The sequence below is a fragment of the Corynebacterium limaceinasi genome (assembly GCF_046717465.1).
Lineage (GTDB): Bacteria > Actinomycetota > Actinomycetes > Mycobacteriales > Mycobacteriaceae > Corynebacterium.
In genome coordinates, this window is sequence record NZ_CP177100.1 from 1,819,433 (window position 1) to 1,839,783 (window position 20,351).

Here is a 20,351-nt window from a genome sequence, read left to right on the forward strand (position 1 = left end):
CTATTTGGGCGATTATCTGCCCTCAAAAGATTAGTCAAAGAGCGGCCAAAGACCAATTTGCCCCCTTCGCTATTGAGTATTTGTACGCTTCCTACCCCCTGAGGGTAGAAGTTAATTATGCGCAACTACTCTCTTCTCTCATTCTCGTCTCTGCACTTACGCTTTCCTCCTGCTCGGATAGCGGTAGTGAGAGCTCAAAGACAAGCGACTCCAGTAATTCCGCGTCCGATGCACAGGTTGATGCGAAGTCCGTAATTGGAACGTGGAAGCAAGAGGACAGCGCTTCTGACGATGGCTGGATAGAGGCCAGCATCACTGATGACGTCATCACCATCGAATGGGTCATGGACAACGGCGAAAATCGCATGATCTACTGGATTGGCACTTTTGATGCCCAAGCCGCTGCATCCGGTGAGACCGTTACCTCAAACCGCGATACAGTTGCCACCGCCTCTGAGTGGATGGCCGCTTCGTCAGACAAGAAAGATTTCTCTATCGATGACAACACCTTAACTTTCAAGGTCGCGATTGAGGATAAGGAATTCACCACACATATGAAGAAGGTGAAGGATGATCCGACAACCGTTAATGAGCTAAAGAGCACAGATTTTAGCCAAACCTTTGAAGATGGAGTCTTGGATGTTCCAGCCGCCAAGTTCAAAATAACCGATCACCGCGTTATCAAGCCCGGTGAGCCTGGCAATGAAACAGGTGAAAAGCCACTTCTCGTCTTTAGCTATGACGTAACGAATAAAACGGATGAAACCCTGACTACCACCGACTTTGTCGCGTACTTCACCGCCATCCAAGACAATGATCCGAATAAGGTAAACGAGCTCGACGTCGGTTCCTATATTGATCCTGAAACTTCCGATACTCAGCTTGAACAGATTAAAAAGGGAGGCACTGTCGCCGGAACAATCGCCTACGAGCTCGATGATCTAACGACACCTGTGGACCTTGTTGCATCTAGGTCCTTTAGCCAAGATGAAATTGGCCGCCAAACTTTCGAGCTCGATTAACTGCCCGGATACAACGCGCGTAAATCTTCCGTTCTAGCCACTACAGGAAGCGAAGCCCGCCGAGATGCAAAGCCCGAAAGAAAATCGAGCCTATTTCTCACTGGGGCGGGCAAAACTTGACAGGCAAAACCAGCTCCCTCCCGTATACAACGGGAGGGGCCTGTGGTAGTGCTCAAAGCAGCATTTTCGCTGTGTTTCTCCCCGCGCCAGCGGGGATTTCTCATTTCCGCTCCCTTAGCACGGGTCCATTTCTAGGTCCGGCCTTTCCGAAAGCACACGGCTTCCCCTTGTATTGCGACCAATCCAAAGGACTATAGAGCCAATCCGACCACCCTTTGAGCGGCTCCAACCACCCCGTGCATACGTTACCCCCTGCTTTCACCTCCTATTTCGCTGCGCCCTAGAATCATGAGTGACATTCACCCTGATGCCACTATTTCTGTGATGGGAGATACACATGGTCACACTAGATTCCCTCTTGGTGCCCGGCGCCGTGGAGATACATGGCACCGCCAAGGACTGGAGAGCAGCCATCCGACTGGCAGGATCACTGCTGGAAGAAGCGGGCACGATCACCGCAGACTACACGGAAGCAATGGTGCAATCTGTAGAAGAAACGGGCCCATACATTGTGGTGTCACCTGGTTTCGCTTTTGCGCACGCACGGCCTTCGGAGGCGGTAAAGGAAACTTCTTTATCGTGGGTCCATCTGGATAAGCCGGTGGAATTCGGGCACGATTCCAATGACCCTGTTGACCTCGTCGTGGCATTTGCCGCACGGAGCGACTCCGAACACCTGCAGGCGATGAAACAGCTAGCAAAGCTGCTAGCCACCAAGCGTGATGAACTTAATCGTGCAGAATCCGAAAAAGAGCTCCGCGCAATCCTCACGGCATCGACTTCGAGTAAGAAGCGCACAACTTCCGCAGCACCGGCGGAGTCAACGGCTCGTCCAGCAAAGCAAACGGCCGCAGATTCTGTCGCGTCCAAGGGAAAAATCCTCACGGTATGCGGCAACGGCCTAGGCACGTCTTTATTCCTTAAGAACACCCTGGAACAGGTACTTGATGAATGGGGCTGGGGGTCATACCTGACCGTGGAAGCCACCGACACGATCTCAGCCAAGGGTCGGGCGAGCGAGGCGGATTTCCTTCTCACCTCCGGCGAAATCGCTGCCACGCTGGGCGATGTCGGCGTTCCCGTATACGTCATCCAAAATTTCACTTCCACTTCCGAACTAGATGCGGCTCTTCGCGAGCTCTATGACATTTAAGGAATAACGCATGGATATTCTTCTGGCCATAGCCAACTTTCTCGTCGCCGAAATCCTCGCTGTACCTGCTTTTCTCATCGGCATCATCACCGCCGTCGGCCTAGGTGCCATGGGGCGCGGCGTCGGCAAGACCATCGGCGGCGCGATTAAAGCCACGCTGGGTTTCCTCCTTATCGGCGCCGGTGCTGGCCTAGTATCCGATTCGCTAGAACCACTGGGTGCCATGATCACCGGCGCGACGGGTGCACAGGGAGTGGTGCCGACTAATGAAGCCATTGTCGGTATCGCGCAAGACCAGTTCGGCAGCCAAGTCGCTTGGATCATGATTTTGGGGTTTGTTGTCTCCCTCATCTTGGCCCGTATTACACCGCTTAGTTATGTCTTCCTCACTGGCCACCACGTACTTTTCATGGCCACATTGCTGACGATGGTGCTCGTTGCCACTGGATATCCTTCGTGGGTCATCGTCGCCTTTGGTGCGGGACTGCTTGGCATTTTGATGGTGTCTTTGCCCGCTATAGCCCACCCCTTTACCCGCCGCATTACCGGCGATGATTCCGTGGCAATTGGGCATTTTGGCACGGCTGGGTACTTGGTCGCAGGTGGCGTCGGCAAGGCCGTAGGCGGTAAGGGCGATAAAATGTCGCCTTCATCTGAGGACCTGAAACTCCCAGAGGGCTTGCGCTTCCTGCGCGATTCGATGGTGGCGACGGCTCTTTCTATGGCACTGATGTACCTTGTGCTCGCGGTATTATTTATTGCGCGTGCAGGGTCCGATGAGGCTTTCACCGCCTTCCCGGATGGCGCCACCGATGTGGGCAATTACCTCATGCAATCCATAACGCAGGGCCTACAGTTTGGCGTGGCCGTTGCCGTCATCCTTTTCGGTGTCCGCACCATTTTGGGCGAGCTTGTCCCCGCCTTCCAAGGTATTGCGGCAAAGGTGGTTCCCGGCGCGATCCCAGCGCTCGATGCCCCGATTGTCTTCCCTTACGCTCAAAATGCGGTGCTCATTGGTTTCATTTTCTCCTTCACCGGCGGACTCGTCGGCTTGGCTGTGCTATCACTATGGCTCAACCCGGCTTTTGGCGTTGCCCTCATTTTGCCCGGCCTCGTGCCACACTTTTTCACCGGCGGCGCGGCCGGTGTGTACGGCAATGCCACCGGCGGGCGCCGTGGAGCGGCTTTGGGTTCCTTTGCCAATGGCCTGCTCATTACTTTCCTGCCCGCCTTCCTGCTTAGCGTGCTGGGATCTTTCGGCGACGCCCATACCACCTTTGGCGACGCCGATTTTGGCTGGCTTGGCCTGCTGCTCGGCTGGTCCATCCAAGCTGGCGGTGTATGGAGCGGCATTCTCATCGCAGTGATTGGCCTGGCCATCCTCGCGGTGGGTTGGGTGTGCCAGCGCAAGCTTGTCGATACCCACTGGGACCCCGCACCCCATCGACCTTCTCCGGCAAAGACGGCCGAAGTAGTCGGCGCCGCTGCGCCCACCACGGGCGGTGCCGCCGAGAGTGCTGGGAAATCAAGCCAATCCAAGCGCTACCCCAAGGTACTTCCGCCCGAAGGAGCACCCACTCCCCCGGCGCGGGTTGAGTAGGCCTGCGCCGCACACTTGAGCCGTACCACCTTTCCTAGCGCGTCCTTTCACTTCTTAGGTCGCTGAACTGGAAAAACACCGTTAGGAATTCTGAGTACAATCGGCGGCTGTACTCACCGCTAGTACGAAAATCACTTTAGAAAAGGAGTAATCATGGATACCCTCTACACCACTGAAGCACTCGCTACCGGGGCAGGCCGCGACGGCCGCGCCGTAGTGCAAAATTCGGACCTTGACTTCAAGATGGCCACCCCAAAGGAAATGGGCGGCGATGGCAACGGCGCCAACCCGGAGCAGCTCTTCGCTGCTGGCTATGCCGCTTGCTTCCACTCTGCCCTGCAGGCGGTGGCTCGCAGCGAGAAGGCTGAGTTGGGCGATTCTTCCGTCGGTGCCCGCGTGTCCATTGGCAAGGAGGGCGAAGGCTTCAAGCTCGCCGTTGAGCTCGAGGTCATCATTCCCGCCCAAGAGCACGACAAGGCACAAGCGCTTGCCGATGCCGCCCACCAGGTCTGCCCCTACTCCAATGCCACCCGCGGCAATATTGACGTCAACGTCACCGTTGCGCAGGACTAAGCAGGACTAATAAGGACTAATACAGTCTCTTAGTCCTCGGCCCGCAAGGGCCACCATGCGCGGGCGGATCCACTGATTCGAATAAGTGAGTCAAACTACGCTGCATGTGTCCGGCATAGCTGGCAAAATCGAATCATGTCTGTTGAAGCTCGCGCCCTTTCACTGCGGCGGTTATTACATGATTCCGCGGCAGTGCGGCTGCTGGCGGCCGATAATGCCCCGGTGATTTTGGCGCTGATTGCTGAGTATTTTCCCCGCGGCACTCGCGCGCGGCCGGCGGCAGAAGTATATGAGCTGATGGTCACCGATTTTGAGGTGCTCGCCAGTGAATTCTCAATGCCGCGCACACCGCAAAGTTATTGCAATGACTGGGTAAAAGCTGGTTGGCTAGTCCGTAAATCTGGCAAGAGCTCGCGCGGTGAAACCTTGGAACCGAGCGAGGAAGCGCTGTCCGCGCTCGAGGCCGTTGAGCGTTGGGAAACGCCGGTTACTACGGTCACGGCATCGCGTGTGGAATCTATAGGCTCGGCGCTACAACGCTTGGCGCGAGATACAAATGAGGATATTTCGAGCCGCGTCGCCAGCTTAGAGGCGGAGCGAGACCGCATTGAGCGCGAAATTGAAAAGGCTCATTTAGGGCAGTTTGAAAGGCTGACTGCGGCAGAGACGCAGGAGCGCGTCCAAGACGTGCTGAACATGGCCATGGCGGTGCCAAGCGATTTCGCTAGGGTGCGCCACGAACTCGAAGCCCTCAATCACCGGTTGCGTCGCCAGCTTTTGGATCCAGAAGGTTACCGCGGCGAAGTGCTCGAGGAAATTTTCAGCGGTGTAGACCACATCGCGGAATCGGACGCTGGGCGCAGCTTCCGCGGATTCTATTCCTACCTCATGGATAGAGAACGCAGTGCGTGGCTAGATCAGTGGATTAAGCAAGTTTTAGAAAGCGAGGTCGGCCAAGAGCTGGCGCCAGAAAACCGTCGTCAGCTGCGGAATCTCTTCCGCGATATGGAAGAAACGAGCTTCGAGGTCAATCAAACGATGACTGGCCTGGCGCGCAGCTTGCGCAACTATGTCTCTTCGGAACAATTCGCAGAAGACCGGCGCATGATTGAGCTACTGCGTGAGGCACGGGGCATGGCCATTGATGCAGCACAGGCATCGGAGTTAAAAGCCTTTCACCGCATGGAAACGCCCTTGCAGCGCATCGGTATGTCCATTCACTCCGTCTCGCGCATCCAACTAGCCAACCCAGGACGCGAGGTCGTGGAAGAAGCACCGGAAGCCTTCCAGCCAGGCCAGGAGAACGCGGAGGCGTTGTACGAGTTAGTGCGCGAGTCAGAGATTGACTTTGAGGAACTGCATGCGGCGATTCGCGGGGCCGTCGGCAAGGCGGGTCCGTGCACGATTGGCCAAGTATTGCAGGCGTACCCACCCACGCAGGACCTGGCCAGCGTCGTGGGATTGGTACATATTGCGGACCAGCACCCGCTACCGGCTTTGCATGATGCGCACGAGAAGGTCACCTGGACTGAGGAAGATGGGACCATTCGCGCGGCGTATATCCCTACTATGTATTTCGATAGCACCACCGTTGAGGAGTTGTAGTGAGCGCTACTGATAATCACCGCGTCGATTCGGCGCATGAGCCCCCGCTGTGGGAAAGCGATAAAGGATCGCTGACCTATAACTCGCGCCGCGCCTTGGTGCAGCTTTTGAAAGGTCCGCTGGTGCGTGCGCACAAGGAACCTATCTTATGGTCCGCCATCATCTCGGACGAAGACAACCTGCGTGCCCGCTTGCATGAGGTATTCCTCGAGCTGGTCGTCGATGAAGCGGAAGGGTTTGCGTTTACCCGGATGGTAGAAGAGGAAACTCTGCCCATTCCGCAGGTACTGCGCACGGATAAGCTCAAGCACATCGATACCGCCATCCTGCTGAACCTGCGCCAAGAACTTGGTCTGGCGCTGCCCGGTGAACGCGTGATTGTGGATGTAGAAGATCTCCGGGAGGGCATTGGCTACGTCCGCGCGGTTGATAACCGCGATGAAGCCGGGTTCAATAACCGCTTCAATGCGGCGATTAAACGCATCCGCAATGAATACTCGCTGCTCAGCGCCACCGAGACAGAGGGGCGCTACGAGGTTTCACCCGTCTTGCGCCAGCTTTTCGATGCCGCCACGGTCACCGCCATCCGGGATGAATACGCCCGCCTCGCAGAAGCCGAGGGCGACCAGGAGGAAGCTTCCGATGACTAACCTGTATCCAGGCCAATTCCGCATCAGTCGTATCCAGCTTATTAACTGGGGTACTTTTCACGGCTACTTTTCCATCCCGGTAGCCCGCAAGGGCTTCCTCATCACCGGCGGATCCGGTTCGGGTAAGTCCACGCTGCTTGATGCGATGTCTGCAGTATTGGTGCCGCAAAAGGACCTCAAGTTCAATGCGGCATCGCAGCAAGACCTCGGGCGGCATAATGGGCGCACCCTCGTTTCCTATATTCGCGGGGCGTGGCGGCAGCAAGAAAATGCGCACACGGGTGAAATCGCCCCGGAGTATTTGCGTGAAGGCGCAACTAACTCGGTGGTGGCGTTGACCTACGATAATGGGGCTGGCACGCAGCACACCCTCATCGCCATCTTCCGCCTCAACGGCGGTGAAAATTCGGTGAGCCAAATTAAACGCCTCTATGGGGTGGTGCAGGGAGATGAGGACATCGATAAGCTCAGCCCCCTACTCACCCGCAGCCTGGATACCCGCAAGATTAAGGCCATGTACAAGGGGCCTGGTGCGTCATTTACGCCGACGTACACCACGTTTGCGGATCGCTTCCGCAAACGCCTGGGCATAAAGAGCGAGCAGGGGCAGGTCCTGCTGCACCGCACGCAGTCCGCCAAATCTCTATCCAGCCTGGACCAGCTCTTCCGGGACTATATGCTCGATACGCCGTCTACCTTCGAGCGGGCGGAGGAGTCGGTGGAGCAATTTGAAGATCTGCGCCAGGCATACCTGCGGGTAGAGGACGTCAAGGCCCAGATTGAGACGCTGGCTCCACTCCCCCAATTGCACTCCCAGCGCACCACCGCGGAGGCGGATAAGCACAAGGCCGAGGCGATGAATGAGGCGCTGCCGGCGGTGCGCGCCCGCTTGGTGGCAGAAGAACTGGATTATCGCATCCGCGCGCTGACCGCCCAGCAAGCAGAGGCACACTCTGCGGCCGAGGCGCTCGAGGCGGAGGTCACGCACCTTGACGATGCCGAGCGACGCGCCGCCGTAGCCGTCTCCCAACTCAGTGCCGGCGAGCTGGCCGCCCTAGAAGCCAAAATTGAAACCGCGGAGAAGGAAATTGAGCACCGCTCCAAGGAGTTTCACCACCTTGCCGCTGCCGCCGACCAGTGGACCGACCACTTTGAGCTCAACCCGCACGGCTTCGCCGAACTGCAGGCAAATGCCCACCTGCGCATCGCGGACTTCGAGGCTGACTCGGCCCAGCTTACTGAGCAGCAGCAAGAAGCCGGCGTGGCCGCCCGCGATGCAGCGACAGCATCCGCGTCCTTAGAAAGTGAGCTGCACTCATTTAGCTCGCGGCGCACCAATATCGATAAGGCCCTGGTAGAGCTGCGCACCCAACTCGCGCGGGATACTGGCTATGCCGAATCGGAGCTTCCCTTCGCTGGCGAGCTACTGGATATTGCCCCGCAGCAGGCGGAGTGGGAACCGGTGATCCAAAAATTGCTGCACGGATTCGCCGCCACCCTGCTCGTTCCGGAAACCGCGCGGGAAGCCATTAACCAGTGGGTCAATTCTCGCAATGTGGGTACCCGGCTCGAGTACCGCACTATCCCGGAGTTTGCACCGGCGCCTGCGCCCGCGCGCAGCCCGCAACAGCTCATCCACAAATTGGAGTTCCAGGATCACCCCATGGCGCAGTGGGTGCGCCACCATATTTCGAGCCGTTTTAACTACGAATGCGTCAACTCGGTGGCGGCGCTCGAACAGGTAACCAAGACCCCGGCCGTCACACGCGATGGCTTGGAAAGCCGGCCTAAGGACAAGGATGGCTCGACGCGCTTTATCAAGGATGATCGCACGCGCTTTACAGGCACGCGGTGGTACCGAGTAGGTTCCACCAATACTGCCAAGATTGAGCTCCTGCGTTCCCAATTGGCGGAAGCGAAAGCCACTGCTCGTGCCATGGCTAAACAGGTCCACGAGCTCAACCGGAAGATGGATATCCTGCGCACGCAGCGCGATAAAGCGCAGCGCGTACTGGAGACTAAGTTCCAGGATATTGATACCGCTTCTGCGGAGGCGCGCAAACGCGATTTGCAAGAACAGTATGATTCTTTGGCTTCCTCCCCAGAGGCGCAGGCATTGGCCACAGCACACGAGCAGGCCAAGGAAAAGCTCACCGCCGCCCGCGCCCAACTGAACGAAGCACAAAAACACCTCGGCAACGTGGAAGGCGAGCTAAACCGCTCCACCCAGCGGCGCCAGAGCATCGGAACAGTGCCCACGGTGGCGGATCAGGGCATCGCCAAGGCGGTCGAAGAGGCTCTGCACAAGGGCAGAAGAAAACTCACCATCGATGACATCGATGCCCGGCGCGATGAAGTACAGGCCAGCCTGCAAGAAACCGCGCGCAGGGCCGCGCGCCGCATCGAGGAGACGAATGCCAAGATTGTCTCCGTCCTGCACAAGTACCTATCGCAGTGGCCGGCGGAAGCGGCGGATTTGGAGCCACAGGCCAGCTTCGCCGGCGAAGGCATGGAGAAGCTGAAATTCCTGCGCGCGGACCGCTTGGCGGATTTTCGCGCTCAGTTCTTGGAGCTGCTCAATGGCACGACGGTGCAAAACCTATCGCACCTCGCCTCCTCCCTTCGCCATGCCCGTAGCGATATCGAACAGCGCATGGAGTTTATTAATAAGTCCCTGGAGCGCACGCCCTTCAATGGGGACCGCACCCTGCGCATTGATGTAAAAGATGCCCGGGGCCAGGTGGTGCAAGACTTCCAGCGGGATCTCGATGCCGCAACGTCCCATAGCCTGGCGGAGATTAGCGCCAATGAGCCCGAAGCTGCGGTAGCGCGCTACCACGCCCTGGACAAGATTCTCAGCCGCTTGGGCTCGTCTGAGCCGGAGGATATTCGGTGGCGAAACCTGGTTCTGGATACCCGCAAGCACGTCAGCTTCATCGGCCGCGAGTGCTACCCCGATGGCACGACCGCCAATACGTATCAGGATTCCGCCTCTCTTTCCGGCGGCCAGGCCCAAAAGCTGGTGTTCTTCTGCTTGGCTGCGGCGCTGCGCTTCCGCCTGGCGGAGCCGGATCAGGACGTTCCTACCTACGGTTCCATCATTTTGGATGAGGCCTTCGACCGCGCCGACCCGGCCTTTACGCGCACCGCCATGTCCGTGTTTGCGTCCTTTGGTTTCCACATGATTTTGGCAACGCCATTCAAACTCATTCAGACGCTATCGCCGTACGTGGATGGCACCATCGTGGTCAATTACGACGAGCCCATTATCCAAGGCCGCCCGCAGGCGCGTACGGGCTATTCGCTTATCGATGCCACCTCCTACTCCCAGGAATCCCCGGAGTCCACCGATGCGGATGCCTAATGACCTGCACACCCATGCGGCAAAATACCTGCGCAACCACTTTGCGGAGGCTTTGTCGACTCCCGATTCGCTGAGTATCGATTGGCCGCTGCACCCGCCAACGGCCGCCAACGCCGCGCGCGATGTCCCCGCCACCCAGGAGTTCATCCGCGCCTGGCAGCGCTGGCCGCACCAAGAAGAGATCCACTACGAACCGCGCAATTGGTCCCGCACGGGCCTAGGCACCAATTCCGTTCCCACCCGCGCAGTCCTTACCGGTGCGCCCCGCATCGCCGCGGCCGCAGGCCTCAGCGCCGAATACTCCCGTGCGCAACAGCGCGCACACGACATCGCCGCGATCTTCCCCGACTCCCCTGCATTCGCCGACGCCGTGTACCGCACCTATGCCCAGTGGAAGGAGCTAAACGCATACGATCTGCGCTGCTTGACACCATGCTTGACTTGGCTGCGCGCCCACCCGGACTCCGGCGAGTGGGAGCGCGCCGTCCCAGTTGAAGGAGTAGACGGCAAATGGATAGGCACCCACCGCCGCCTGCTGCTCGCCCTGCTTTCGCCCTTTGGCATCACGGATTTGGGACTGCGCCGCACCGATGCCCGCCTGCGCCTGCGCTACCTCAACCACGCCCCAGCGCTGTCCGATATCGAGGTTCCCCTTTCCCAGGCTGCACAGCTCTTTCCCGCCGCTCCCCCGCGCGTTCTCATCGTAGAAAACAAGCAGACCTTCCTAGCCCTGCCCCTGCTTTCCGATGCCGCCCCACCCACCATCGCCATCCTCGGCGCCGGCCATGCCGCCCGCCAACTTCACGCCCTTGCCTGGCTCCACGATGCCGAAATCACCTACTGGGGCGACCTTGACGCCGCCGGCTTCAGCATCCTCAACGGCGTGCGCGCCCACTTTCCCCACACGGAGTCCCTGCTCATGGATACCGCCACCGTCACCGCGTTCCGCCACCTCGCGGTCCCCGATCCCGGCGACGGCTCCGCAGCACTTAGCCACCTCACCACCGAAGAGCAGCGCGCCTATCGCCACCTTTTCACCGAAGGCAAGCTACGCATCGAACAGGAACGGATTCCGTTCGCGCATGCCACTGACGCGATTCAATTTATATTCGGAGGTCATAAGGTTTAGTAGTGCAGTCTAGTTCCGTCCTTCCCATAACCGCTACATTCAACGGAATAGTCTCCTTCAAAAGGAATAGAGTTGTTTAAACTTTTCATCGACGAGTCCTACCGGCGCGATCATTATTACGTTGCCGGAGTATTAGTAAACGAACGTCAAGAGAGGGTTTTAACCGACCGCTTGGACTATCTGGCATACCAAGCTCAAATGCGAAATCATTGGAAGTACTCGCCAGAATTTCATGGGCATGCGCTAATGAACGGCCTTTGAAGACTGGGTTGACCTGCGCGAGCGCTTTGGTGCCTGTATCTCCATATATCAATCGGTAATGCACTCGGTCCAAAATTCCGGTGCCCTGGTATTTCTGGAGGGCGTGGATATAAGGCGTCTGCACTCGCGATATCGCTATCCACAAAGCCCACACGAAATCACCTTGCGACATCTCTTAGAACGAGTCAATGAATTTTGCGCCGCAACAGGGAAGAAAACCACAGCAGCAAGTCTGTGAAGCGAGCAACTAAACGTCTAGTCAAAGCGTTGGGGCCAGCACTAATTCATGAGCGTAAGTGGAATCCCTAAATAAAGCTCTGGAGCCTACGCGGCTCCAGGCGACAACGTTCCGGTAACCGGCTCGTCGTACCACTTGTTTAACCGTTTAGGCTGACAGATTTCAACAGCAACATTCGTCGGATTTCCCCTAGTCGTGGTCCGGTGGCACAAAAATCGCTGCAGAAATCATCTGGCGCAGTGGTCGTTACTCGCAACGCCTTAATCCGCCATGCTCGCCTCACCTATCAAGGCATCGCAGTCCACTCTATGTCTTCGAAGCCCCAGTCGGAGAAATGCCAGGTGATGGTCTCGGTGGCATCGATAAGCGCGTGCTCCATTGTCTCTTCATCGTCGCCGGTAACGGAGAGCTCGAGCATCACTGAAGTATCTTCTTCGTCCAATAGCCCCACGTCCAAGGGGCCGCCATCATCGAGGCCGGACACAAAGCGCGCGGTCCAATTTTCGCCGCCAAAGAAACTGGAGTCCTCTTCTATAGCGTGCTTTTCCTCCAAGTCCCAGATAGCTTCAATAATGTCCCAGTTGCCGGTAATTGCAGCGGACAGCTCGGCGTCACGCCCGTACAGCACCAGCTCGTGGAGCCACGAATAGTCAATGATAAAGCTGCTCATAATGCCTGCCAGTGTATGCGACGAGAGCCTACTCTCTGAACGCACTCACCGAGCGTTTTGCTTATAAACCCAGCTGTTCAAGTTCTGTGCAGAGGGCATCGATTTGTGCGCGCGTATGGGTTGCCATGAGGGTAACGCGGAGTATCGCAGCGCCACGTGCAACAGTGGGCCACCGGATTGCCGGGACGATAAATCCATGGTCAAGCAGTGCAGCGCTAGCGTCCATTGCGGCGGCCTCATCGCCCACGTGCACGGGGATAATCGGCCCTTGCTGTGGCGTAGTCCCGCGTGTGCTGTGCCAATAAGCAATATTGCCTTGCAGTTGGCTAACCAGACTGGGATCAGACTCAATGAGCTTTAACGCCGCGAGCACGGCGGCCGATGTTGCTGGCGTGGGAGAGGTAGAAAATACGAAGGACCGGGCTTGTTGCCGCAATAGCTGGGCAACCGGCTTGCTCGTTGCCACGAGGCCGCCTTCGGCGCCAAGCGCCTTGCTAGCGGTAATAAGCTGAATATCGGGCTGGACGCCGAAATATTCTGGGAGGCCAAGGCCGCGGTTGCCGACGGTGCCAAACGAATGGGCATCATCGACCATAAGCCAAGCGCCGTGTTCGCGTGCCAGCCGCGATAGCTCAGGCAAGGGTGCAAGCACCCCGTCCATGGAAAAGAGGCCATCGGTAATAACCAAGGCATACTTGGTGGTCCTGGTGACCAAAGCGTTTTCTACAGCGCGGGTATCGCGGTGCGCCGTAACGACGAGGGAGGCGCCACTCGCCTTTGCGAGCCGGCAGCCATCGATGATACTGGCGTGGTTGCGCGCATCGGAAACAATGGTGAGCTCGGGCGAGCCCAACGCCTGCAACGTCGATAGATTGGCTTGGTACCCGGTGGCAAAGAATACCGAGTCTGGATACCCAGTCAGCTGGGCCGCAGCGGCTTCTACCGCAACGTGTAATTCAGACGTGCCGGTGGTCAAACGCGAGCCGCCTGAGCCTGCGCCGTAGTGATCAACGCTGTCCTTTACGGCGTTTTTAATCTCCGGATGCTCTGCCAGGCCCAGGTAATTCGACGAGCTAAAGAGCACCGCGTCTTTGGCCGTCTTCCCGGTGGCCGTCCGCAAGGAGCTTTCCGGGACTTGCCCACTTCCAAAGACCGAAGGGCTGCGCCATAGGCCGTCTTCTCTCCACTTATCCAGGCGCGCAGATGCGACTTGTTCTAGGCTCTCGTTCACTTTTCTGCCCCAAAATCCACGAGTACGGCGCGGCTTTCCAAATAATCAATCAACGCTTCGATATCGGCACCTGGTTTGATAATGAATGCCCGCGCCCCCTCATCCGACCCAGGCTCTTTAATGTGTGGAAGACGGTGGTACGTGCCATCTATGCAGACGTAACCGGTGGTATAGGCCGGATCATCAGACACACAGACTTCTGCTAGAACGTCAGGATGCGCGGCGACCTTGCTCGCCAGAACAATGGCTTCACGGGCCGCGTCCTTGCCTTTGAATTCCGCGTCTTGAGCGTTGTGCGCGTCCATGTGGCTCACACGGACGCCGCGCTGTGCGTCTGGCTCGCAGCGCGTGCCAGTATCGGCCGCAATGAGCATCGCACCGCGCATATTCCTAGCGGTAAACGTCTCTTCAATGACTACTTGGGAATGAGCGGTCATTGAGCGCAATAGTTCCTCGATGACGTCCCTAGCCTGCGAGGGCGATTGCACCGCTTCTTCTTTTACTCCTACGGAAGGGACGTGCAGAATATCGGACTCGGCCAAAGCCTCCACGGTGATGAAGGTATTTTCCGCCATTCCCTTCGGGTGCGCCAAAGCACGCTCGGATAGCGCCGCACAGACCGCCGGAACCTCGTGTTCCCTGACGATTCGCTCTGCTCCCGAAATGTGCTGGCCTGCGGAATCAGACCGCATTCGCACTGAGAAATAAGTCATAATCTGAGGGTACCGGACGTATTGAACGGTGTTCAGGAAAAGAGAAAATTGGCCAGCCTCGACCAGGCTCCAGGCGGCGCTTCCCACACAGGAATACACAGGCCCTACGCTTTCCGATGCTTCCCGTCTCACCCTACGTCCTACGCCCCTAAATTTTTCCGGCTAACCAGGCGATTTGTGTGAAAACGGCGTTAGCCTATATAGTTAATTCTCGTTGCACGGAGAACGGCACGTTCGAAGTACAACATGGATATTCCTCCATAGCTCAGTTGGCAGAGCATTCGACTGTTAATCGAAGGGTCACTGGTTCGAGCCCAGTTGGAGGAGCATTGTATCTACCCCCCTTTACCAGTAAAAATGCTGGTGGGAGGGGGTTTCTTAGTTTTTCGTTTCCAGTCGTTTCCAGTGGTTTCCAGCCGTTTCCAGTGGTTCTTGTCGTCAAAATGTCGTCAAAATGTCGTCACGTTTTCACCCCAAAATCTGCTGCTAAAACCACCCAAACCAGCACCTGCCCCAGGACATAAAAATGACTCCGAGCCGACGAAACATCGACCCGGAGCCATCTCCCCCGAACGGCAGCTGCCACCAAACATCATAGCACACTATACTAGAACTGGACAGCTAACAGCACACGAAAAATCTGGGGGAAGCAATGGCAGGACGCGGTCCCGCACCGAAGAATCCAAAATCACGTGCGAGAAGGAACCAACAAAACATCGAGCAACGCGAAATCGTTGTCACTTTCGTACCGCAGCCCAAACTCACCGATATCTACGGCCCCACCAACCCGGCCACAGACGAGGCCTGGACCAACCAGACCCTACGTTTTTGGGACACCCTCGCAGAATTCCCGCCGCTGAAAACCCAAGGCCTCCAAGAAACCCAGTGGCTCGATTTAGCACGCACCATGATTCTCGACGACGCCTACAATCGCGGAGACACGAAACTAGGACCAGAACGCCGCCTACAGCTCGCCCAATACGGCATCACGCCTGACAGTCTTGCTCGCCACCGCATCACCATGGCGACGGCAGACGAAGCTGAGGACAAGCGCCGCGCCTCTCGTGCCGCAGCCGACGTACGCGGCCGCTACCGCAGCCTGAAGGCGGTGGATTAAACCGATGGCATTCAAACCCCGAGAGCCCGGGGAATTCCCCTCACTCGGCTGGGAATGCCTCGCCTGGATTGAAGAAAACCTCGCCCAGCCAGACTGCGCCGAATACCAACCTCTAGTACTCACGCCTGAACAAGCTCGCTTTATTCTTCGCTACTACAAACTCGACCCTGAGACTGGGCAGCGTGTCTATACACGCGGCATTCTCTCCCGCCCCAAAGGCTGGGGTAAGTCACCAATCATGGGAGCTATTGGCGCCCTAGAAGCACTAGGACCAGTGTGCTTCGGCGGGTGGGACGCATCAGGGCAGCCTGTGGGGGTTCCATGGTCTGAATTCACCACACCGAAAGTACAGTTTGCCGCGGTCAACGAGGACCAATCCAAGAATGCCTATGGACCACTGCTAGAGATGCTGCGAGACGGCCCAGCTATGCGAAACTACGACATTGACCCAATGGAGACGTTTGTCGCTCTCCCCAAAGGCCGCATCGAATTCATTACCGCGGGAGCATTGTCAAAAGAAGGCGGCAGGCCTGTATGGTTTTCTGCCGACCAGACCGAAGCGTGGACCCAGAGCAACGGTGGCGTGAAGCTAGCTGCAGTGCTACGTCGCAACACAGGCAAGCTAGGCGGTCATTCTATCGAGACTCCTAACGCCTATAGACCAGGCAGTGGTTCGGTTGCTGAGGAAACGTTTAAGGCCCTCGAACTGCAAAAGCAGGGGCGACTTAAGCGAGAGACGATTCTGGTGGACCACCGTGAAGCGCCAGAGGATACGGACTTAGCTGACCATGATTCCCTTTACCACGGACTGGTTCATGCTTATGGCGATTCCGCTAGAGATAATGGTGGCTGGGTGGATATTGAGCGCATCATTACCGAGATTTGGGACCCGTCGACTGACCCTTCTGATGCGCGACAGTTCTACCTCAATCAGATTGTCTCTTCGTCCGATTCCTTCCTCTCCCACCTCGAGGTAGATGCCATTGAGGACAGGGATAAGGCTATCCAGCCAGGCGACAAGATTGTATTGGGCTTTGACGGCTCAAGAGGCCGTGTGCGTGGTAACGCGGATGCGACCGCGCTGATTGGCATGCGTGTGACAGATGGGCATTTGTTCGAGATTGCGGTGTGGCAGTCGAAGACGCCCCGCGACCCGGTCTGGGAACCGGACACACGCCAGGTTGATGCCGTCGTGCGTGACTGCTTTTCTCGTTACCGTGTCGTGGGCATGTACTGCGACCCGTCCGGCTGGACGGAGCATGTTTCCGCGTGGGAAGCGGAATTCGCCCCGAAGCTTAAGGTGCGGGCCACCTCGTCGCATCCGTTGATGGCGTGGCCGAGGGGCAAAAGTGCCGCGGTATACCAATCGCTAAGCGAGTTTAGGCAGGCAGTAGTCAACCGCGACATTACTTACGACGGCGGACCGTACCTGCGCGCACATCTTTTGAACGCGAAGCGCAGGGAGACACGTACTGGATATTTGCTTTATAAGTCGTCTCCAGAGTCTGCTGATAAAATTGACGCAGCGTATGCCGCAGTCATGGCCTATAAGTGCTACTTGGATGCTGTCTCGCACGGGGTGACGAAAAAGAAGAAAAAGAGGGGGTCGTTCATTTTATGATTCGGGGGCTAACGCAAAATGAAGAAGATATTCTAAGTGTATTAACAACTGAGGTCACAGGACACCGGCAGGGTAATAAGCAGCTGGCGTCATACTATGACGGGACGCATCGAGTGCAGCGCATTGGCGTTGCGGTGCCGAACTCATTGTCGGATATTGGGGTTGTTTCCGGATGGCCGGCAACTGTGGTAGATACCTACGGTGATTTGCTACGCATGGATGGGTTCATATCACCGGACTATGGCGAGGAGATGCGGCTAGTCACGCGTCGGTTTAATGTTCCGCTTCGAGTGTCTGAAGCCATTTTGGACATGCTGATTTTCGGCCTGGGCCTATTAGCTGTAGAGCCCGACCCGCACGGCGTATTCCGCTTGCGGTCAGTATCGCCTTTGTCTGGCTCACTATTGTGGGATGACGCCACCAACGGTCCAGTGGCCGGGTATCGCCGCTCGGGAGTTAATTCGGAGGGCGTGTACCGCGAGGTGCTCTACCTGCAGGGCGAGGTCATTGTCATTTCCAAAGACTCAACCGACGTGGGTACGGTGCGCTCAGTGGAGCGATTCGACGTTCCTGGCGGCGGATTCCCTATGTTCCGGCTGCGCAATCGCCTGCGCACATCGCACTGGTCGGGTCAGTCAGAAATCACCCCGGCCGTGCGGTATCTGACAGATGCAGCTGCCCGCACGTTAGAGAACATGGAGTATAACTCTGAGTTTTATGCCTCCCCACAGCGATGGGCTACCGGCGCCTCACCTGAGGATTTCGGCTACGACCCAGAGGGCATGACGGAGTTCGACCGCGTAGAGATGGGCTGGCGGACTTCTATCGGCAAGATGCTTGTCCTCAACGGCGATGAGGACGACCCCAAGCAGCCCAGCGTCGGACAATTCGCATCGTCTCCTCCTACCCCATTTATCGAGCAGGTACGCGCCTACTCTCAGTTGATTGCTTCTGAGTCAAAGATTCCGGCCCAGTATTTTGGTTTCATGACGGAAAATCCGCCCTCGGGTGACTCGATTCGCGTGTGGAAAGAGCAATTGATTCGCGCATCAGAGATTAAGACGGAGTTGATGAATCCAGACCTGTTGGAGCTGGCTCGCGTACTCGTGCAGCTTTCCGACTTCGACAATGACGTCGATGTTGAAAGCCTCGTCGACGGGCTCGAAGTGGATTGGCGCGACCCCGCCACCGCGTCCAAGGCCGCCGACGCCGACTGGGCGCTAAAGCTGCTTACTTCCGGTGTGCTCGCCCCCGATTCCGAGGTACTACTGAAAAACCTGCACTTTTCAGCCGCCGACCGGCTCCAAATCGAGCAGGAAAACCGCAGTAAACGCCTCTCCCAGTTGGCAAAGGTACTCCAAGCTTCGACACCACAAGACCAAGAAAATACCGAATCGTCACACCAAACCCCCGACCGGGTGGCACCGTCACCGCGTGAAAACGCCAGCGACGACGCCAAGGAGGCACGCTAGATGAACGCGGTAGACCCACAACGCCCTTGGGCTTCAATCACACCCGTCGTTGATTCCATAGCTCGCCAAGCCGTTACGGACCTCAATTCACGCGCCCTCATCATCCCGGACATCACCGCCGACCCCTACCGCCAGAAAGAACTTCTTCGGCAAATGGTGCGCGAAGCCATCGACTCCTACGGCACAGCCGTTTCTGATGCCACGATGGCGTGGCTAGAAGAACAAGAAGACTACATGGAGATGCGGCCGGTGGAATGGAAGCCACGCCGGGTGGATTCCGAGCAGGTTGAGGCTCGAATGGCGAAGGATTTCGCACCGTTATTCTTTGAAGAGCAAGGTTATAATCGCACGTTGAATTCGATGGGGTTCATCGTCGCTGATGAGTTGTATTCCAGGCAGCGTAAAAACACTGAGCATACGGCGTGGAAAGGCGGTGGGTCGTGGGCTCGTGTTGCTCATCCTGGGGCGTGTGCGTTTTGTACGTTGTTGGCGTCTCGAGGGTTTGATTATTCGTCTCAGTCGACTGCTGGTGGTGGGTATTCGGGGGCGCATTTTCATGACCATTGCCGGTGCCTTGTGATTTGCCGTAAGCGCGGCCATGTTGAGCTTCCAGAATCGACGATTAGAGCGCAAAAGATTTATAAGAAGGCTCAAGAAGAAGTTGATAGCACGGACCCCGATGTGTTGTTGCAGGCGATGCGTCAGGTGAGTGACCTTAGGAAATGAACAGGTGTGCTATTCTTTGGGGTGGTTACGGTTTGTATCCGGAAGGGATGAATGAGGCCGTAGTCCACAAACTGAACATTTAGGGGGACGCTGTGTCGCACGAGGACGCAAACGCTGACAATTCCGAAAAGGAAACCACCAGCGGGGATACTGCAACCAACGCCGCAAAGGCGGAAACCGAAACCGCATCAACTGACTACCGTAAAAAGTACGAGGACATGCGGGCCCACTCTCGCACGTGGGAAAACCGGGCAGAAAAATCGCTAGCAGACGTTGAGCAGCTTACCGCGGACAAAGAGAAACTCGAATCCACGATTAAAGACCTTCAGGCTGAGCTTTCGACGGCCCATAGTCAGGTTGAAGATGCTCAGCATAATCGGGATTTAATTATCCACATCGCGGGGCTCGGCGGCGACGTAGAGCAACTATTCGATTCGAAAAGCTTCTGCGCAGCCATTGATAAGCTCGACGCTGACGATGACGATTTTGAATCCACGCTTAAAGACCTCATCGGCAAGCACTCCCCCGCCGCCCCTGCATCGTCGCGGCTTACCTGGGAATCACCGAATCAGGGTATTTCTCGGGGTGAGGAGCTGTGGCAGAGGCGTAAGAAGCGCCAGGGGGCGTAGTCCGCATTCATCACATCATCGGGGGATATTATGCACTTTCGGCCAGAATTTGACCGTTACTCTCCCAGCGACCTGTCGTGGCTGGGCTCTCGCCACGCAGTAGACAACGCCGAAACCGGCACGCTGGGCGAAAAGACTACCCATATTCGCACGTCCGTCCTACCCTCTGGCACCGCCTTGCACCGCGAAGGCGACTACTGGGTGCCAGTCACGTCCAAGACTCAGTCCGTGGACGGGTTCCTGCTGACGGACCAGGACAATAACCCAGGCGAGGTTGTGCCGATTGTCTGGCACGGCCGTGTTCGCGTTGACCGCCTTCCGGATTCCAACAATCGCGTGAACATCGCAGAATGCGACCACGCAGAATTCACGTTCGTGCACGAACCGCACGGTTCTTTGTGGAATGAGGATGGCTCCACCAACTTCGATGCCATCGGCGACGTACGGGAGGATTAAT

Annotated in this window: 17 protein-coding genes and 1 tRNA gene; 15 read left to right on the plus strand and 3 right to left on the minus strand. The window is 57.2% G+C overall.

From position 1 onward, the window contains the following. The first annotated feature begins 80 nt into the window (after nucleotides 1-80). The 8 genes from ACLI1Q_RS08850 to ACLI1Q_RS08885 all read left to right on the plus strand — a co-directional run bounded on the left by ACLI1Q_RS08850 (nucleotide 81) and on the right by ACLI1Q_RS08885 (nucleotide 11,216). On the plus strand, nucleotides 81-1,022 hold the full coding sequence (locus ACLI1Q_RS08850; protein WP_239269760.1) for a DUF5067 domain-containing protein: 942 nt from the start codon (nucleotides 81-83) through the stop codon (nucleotides 1,020-1,022). A gap of 457 nt (nucleotides 1,023-1,479) precedes the next feature. Then, a complete protein-coding gene (locus ACLI1Q_RS08855) occupies nucleotides 1,480-2,295 on the plus strand; it encodes a PTS sugar transporter subunit IIA (RefSeq protein ID WP_239269761.1) in 816 nt (271 codons plus the stop codon). A gap of 10 nt (nucleotides 2,296-2,305) precedes the next feature. After that, nucleotides 2,306-3,895 carry a PTS ascorbate transporter subunit IIC gene (locus ACLI1Q_RS08860; RefSeq protein ID WP_411696958.1) on the plus strand — a complete coding sequence of 530 codons (1,590 nt, stop codon included), beginning with the start codon at nucleotides 2,306-2,308 and terminating at the stop codon, nucleotides 3,893-3,895. Between the two features lie 153 nt (nucleotides 3,896-4,048). Beyond that, nucleotides 4,049-4,468, plus strand: a complete 420-nt coding sequence (locus ACLI1Q_RS08865) for an organic hydroperoxide resistance protein (RefSeq protein ID WP_239269763.1) — start codon at nucleotides 4,049-4,051, stop codon at nucleotides 4,466-4,468. A gap of 135 nt (nucleotides 4,469-4,603) precedes the next feature. After that, a complete protein-coding gene (locus ACLI1Q_RS08870) occupies nucleotides 4,604-6,073 on the plus strand; it encodes a DUF3375 domain-containing protein (protein ID WP_411696959.1) in 1,470 nt (489 codons plus the stop codon). Continuing rightward, nucleotides 6,073-6,723, plus strand: a complete 651-nt coding sequence (locus ACLI1Q_RS08875; RefSeq protein ID WP_239269766.1) for a DUF4194 domain-containing protein — start codon at nucleotides 6,073-6,075, stop codon at nucleotides 6,721-6,723. Before ACLI1Q_RS08870 ends, ACLI1Q_RS08875 begins: the two co-directional genes overlap by 1 nt. Further along, nucleotides 6,716-10,087 (plus strand): ATP-binding protein, encoded by a 3,372-nt coding sequence (locus tag ACLI1Q_RS08880; RefSeq protein ID WP_411696960.1) that lies wholly within the window; start codon nucleotides 6,716-6,718, stop codon nucleotides 10,085-10,087. Before ACLI1Q_RS08875 ends, ACLI1Q_RS08880 begins: the two co-directional genes overlap by 8 nt. After that, nucleotides 10,074-11,216: a DUF3322 domain-containing protein gene (locus ACLI1Q_RS08885; protein WP_239269768.1), complete on the plus strand. Its 1,143-nt coding sequence runs from the start codon at nucleotides 10,074-10,076 to the stop codon at nucleotides 11,214-11,216. Before ACLI1Q_RS08880 ends, ACLI1Q_RS08885 begins: the two co-directional genes overlap by 14 nt. A 785-nt stretch (nucleotides 11,217-12,001) precedes the next feature. Here the strand turns inward: ACLI1Q_RS08885 and ACLI1Q_RS08890 are convergent. The 3 genes from ACLI1Q_RS08890 to ACLI1Q_RS08900 all read right to left on the minus strand — a co-directional run bounded on the left by ACLI1Q_RS08890 (nucleotide 12,002) and on the right by ACLI1Q_RS08900 (nucleotide 14,329). Then, nucleotides 12,002-12,385 (minus strand): hypothetical protein, encoded by a 384-nt coding sequence (locus tag ACLI1Q_RS08890; RefSeq protein ID WP_239269770.1) that lies wholly within the window; start codon nucleotides 12,383-12,385, stop codon nucleotides 12,002-12,004. A 61-nt stretch (nucleotides 12,386-12,446) separates the two neighbouring features. Next, nucleotides 12,447-13,616, minus strand: coding sequence for an aminotransferase class I/II-fold pyridoxal phosphate-dependent enzyme (locus ACLI1Q_RS08895; RefSeq protein WP_411696961.1), 1,170 nt, complete (start codon nucleotides 13,614-13,616; stop codon nucleotides 12,447-12,449). Continuing rightward, nucleotides 13,613-14,329 (minus strand): 6-carboxyhexanoate--CoA ligase, encoded by a 717-nt coding sequence (locus tag ACLI1Q_RS08900; RefSeq protein WP_239269772.1) that lies wholly within the window; start codon nucleotides 14,327-14,329, stop codon nucleotides 13,613-13,615. The genes ACLI1Q_RS08895 and ACLI1Q_RS08900 overlap by 4 nt, the downstream gene beginning before the upstream one ends. A 254-nt stretch (nucleotides 14,330-14,583) precedes the next feature. On the opposite strand from ACLI1Q_RS08900, the gene ACLI1Q_RS08905 reads away from it, so the two are divergent. The 7 genes from ACLI1Q_RS08905 (at nucleotide 14,584) to ACLI1Q_RS08935 (ending at nucleotide 20,350) form a co-directional block, all read left to right on the plus strand. Next, a tRNA-Asn gene (locus ACLI1Q_RS08905) sits at nucleotides 14,584-14,656 on the plus strand. Between the two features lie 325 nt (nucleotides 14,657-14,981). Further along, entirely contained in the window at nucleotides 14,982-15,446 is a 465-nt protein-coding gene (locus tag ACLI1Q_RS08910) for a hypothetical protein (protein WP_239269773.1), read from the plus strand. A gap of 4 nt (nucleotides 15,447-15,450) precedes the next feature. Then, the gene (locus tag ACLI1Q_RS08915) at nucleotides 15,451-17,067 is read left to right on the plus strand and encodes a hypothetical protein (protein WP_239269774.1); all 1,617 of its coding nucleotides are present in this window, start codon (nucleotides 15,451-15,453) and stop codon (nucleotides 17,065-17,067) included. Further along, nucleotides 17,064-18,539: a phage portal protein gene (locus tag ACLI1Q_RS08920; protein WP_284772216.1), complete on the plus strand. Its 1,476-nt coding sequence runs from the start codon at nucleotides 17,064-17,066 to the stop codon at nucleotides 18,537-18,539. Before ACLI1Q_RS08915 ends, ACLI1Q_RS08920 begins: the two co-directional genes overlap by 4 nt. Then, nucleotides 18,540-19,265 (plus strand): hypothetical protein, encoded by a 726-nt coding sequence (locus ACLI1Q_RS08925; RefSeq protein ID WP_349819891.1) that lies wholly within the window; start codon nucleotides 18,540-18,542, stop codon nucleotides 19,263-19,265. Between the two features lie 92 nt (nucleotides 19,266-19,357). Next, entirely contained in the window at nucleotides 19,358-19,894 is a 537-nt protein-coding gene (locus tag ACLI1Q_RS08930) for a hypothetical protein (RefSeq protein ID WP_239269778.1), read from the plus strand. Nucleotides 19,895-19,924: 30 nt separating this feature from the next. Continuing rightward, nucleotides 19,925-20,350 carry a hypothetical protein gene (locus tag ACLI1Q_RS08935; RefSeq protein WP_239269780.1) on the plus strand — a complete coding sequence of 142 codons (426 nt, stop codon included), beginning with the start codon at nucleotides 19,925-19,927 and terminating at the stop codon, nucleotides 20,348-20,350. Nucleotide 20,351 lies beyond the last annotated feature (1 nt).

Excerpts from the sequence above, each read along its gene's own strand:
- ACLI1Q_RS08920 (WP_284772216.1), top strand. The coding sequence starts at position 17,064 with ATGATTCGGGGGCTAACGCAAAATGAAGAAGATATTCTAAGTGTATTA.
- ACLI1Q_RS08855 (WP_239269761.1), top strand. The coding sequence starts at position 1,480 with ATGGTCACACTAGATTCCCTCTTGGTGCCCGGCGCCGTGGAGATACAT.
- ACLI1Q_RS08900 (WP_239269772.1), bottom strand. The coding sequence starts at position 14,329 with ATGACTTATTTCTCAGTGCGAATGCGGTCTGATTCCGCAGGCCAGCAC.
- ACLI1Q_RS08865 (WP_239269763.1), top strand. The coding sequence starts at position 4,049 with ATGGATACCCTCTACACCACTGAAGCACTCGCTACCGGGGCAGGCCGC.
- ACLI1Q_RS08910 (WP_239269773.1), top strand. The coding sequence starts at position 14,982 with ATGGCAGGACGCGGTCCCGCACCGAAGAATCCAAAATCACGTGCGAGA.
- ACLI1Q_RS08880 (WP_411696960.1), top strand. The coding sequence starts at position 6,716 with ATGACTAACCTGTATCCAGGCCAATTCCGCATCAGTCGTATCCAGCTT.
- ACLI1Q_RS08935 (WP_239269780.1), top strand. The coding sequence starts at position 19,925 with ATGCACTTTCGGCCAGAATTTGACCGTTACTCTCCCAGCGACCTGTCG.
- ACLI1Q_RS08885 (WP_239269768.1), top strand. The coding sequence starts at position 10,074 with ATGCGGATGCCTAATGACCTGCACACCCATGCGGCAAAATACCTGCGC.
- ACLI1Q_RS08870 (WP_411696959.1), top strand. The coding sequence starts at position 4,604 with ATGTCTGTTGAAGCTCGCGCCCTTTCACTGCGGCGGTTATTACATGAT.
- ACLI1Q_RS08915 (WP_239269774.1), top strand. The coding sequence starts at position 15,451 with ATGGCATTCAAACCCCGAGAGCCCGGGGAATTCCCCTCACTCGGCTGG.
- ACLI1Q_RS08860 (WP_411696958.1), top strand. The coding sequence starts at position 2,306 with ATGGATATTCTTCTGGCCATAGCCAACTTTCTCGTCGCCGAAATCCTC.
- ACLI1Q_RS08925 (WP_349819891.1), top strand. The coding sequence starts at position 18,540 with ATGAACGCGGTAGACCCACAACGCCCTTGGGCTTCAATCACACCCGTC.
- ACLI1Q_RS08890 (WP_239269770.1), bottom strand. The coding sequence starts at position 12,385 with ATGAGCAGCTTTATCATTGACTATTCGTGGCTCCACGAGCTGGTGCTG.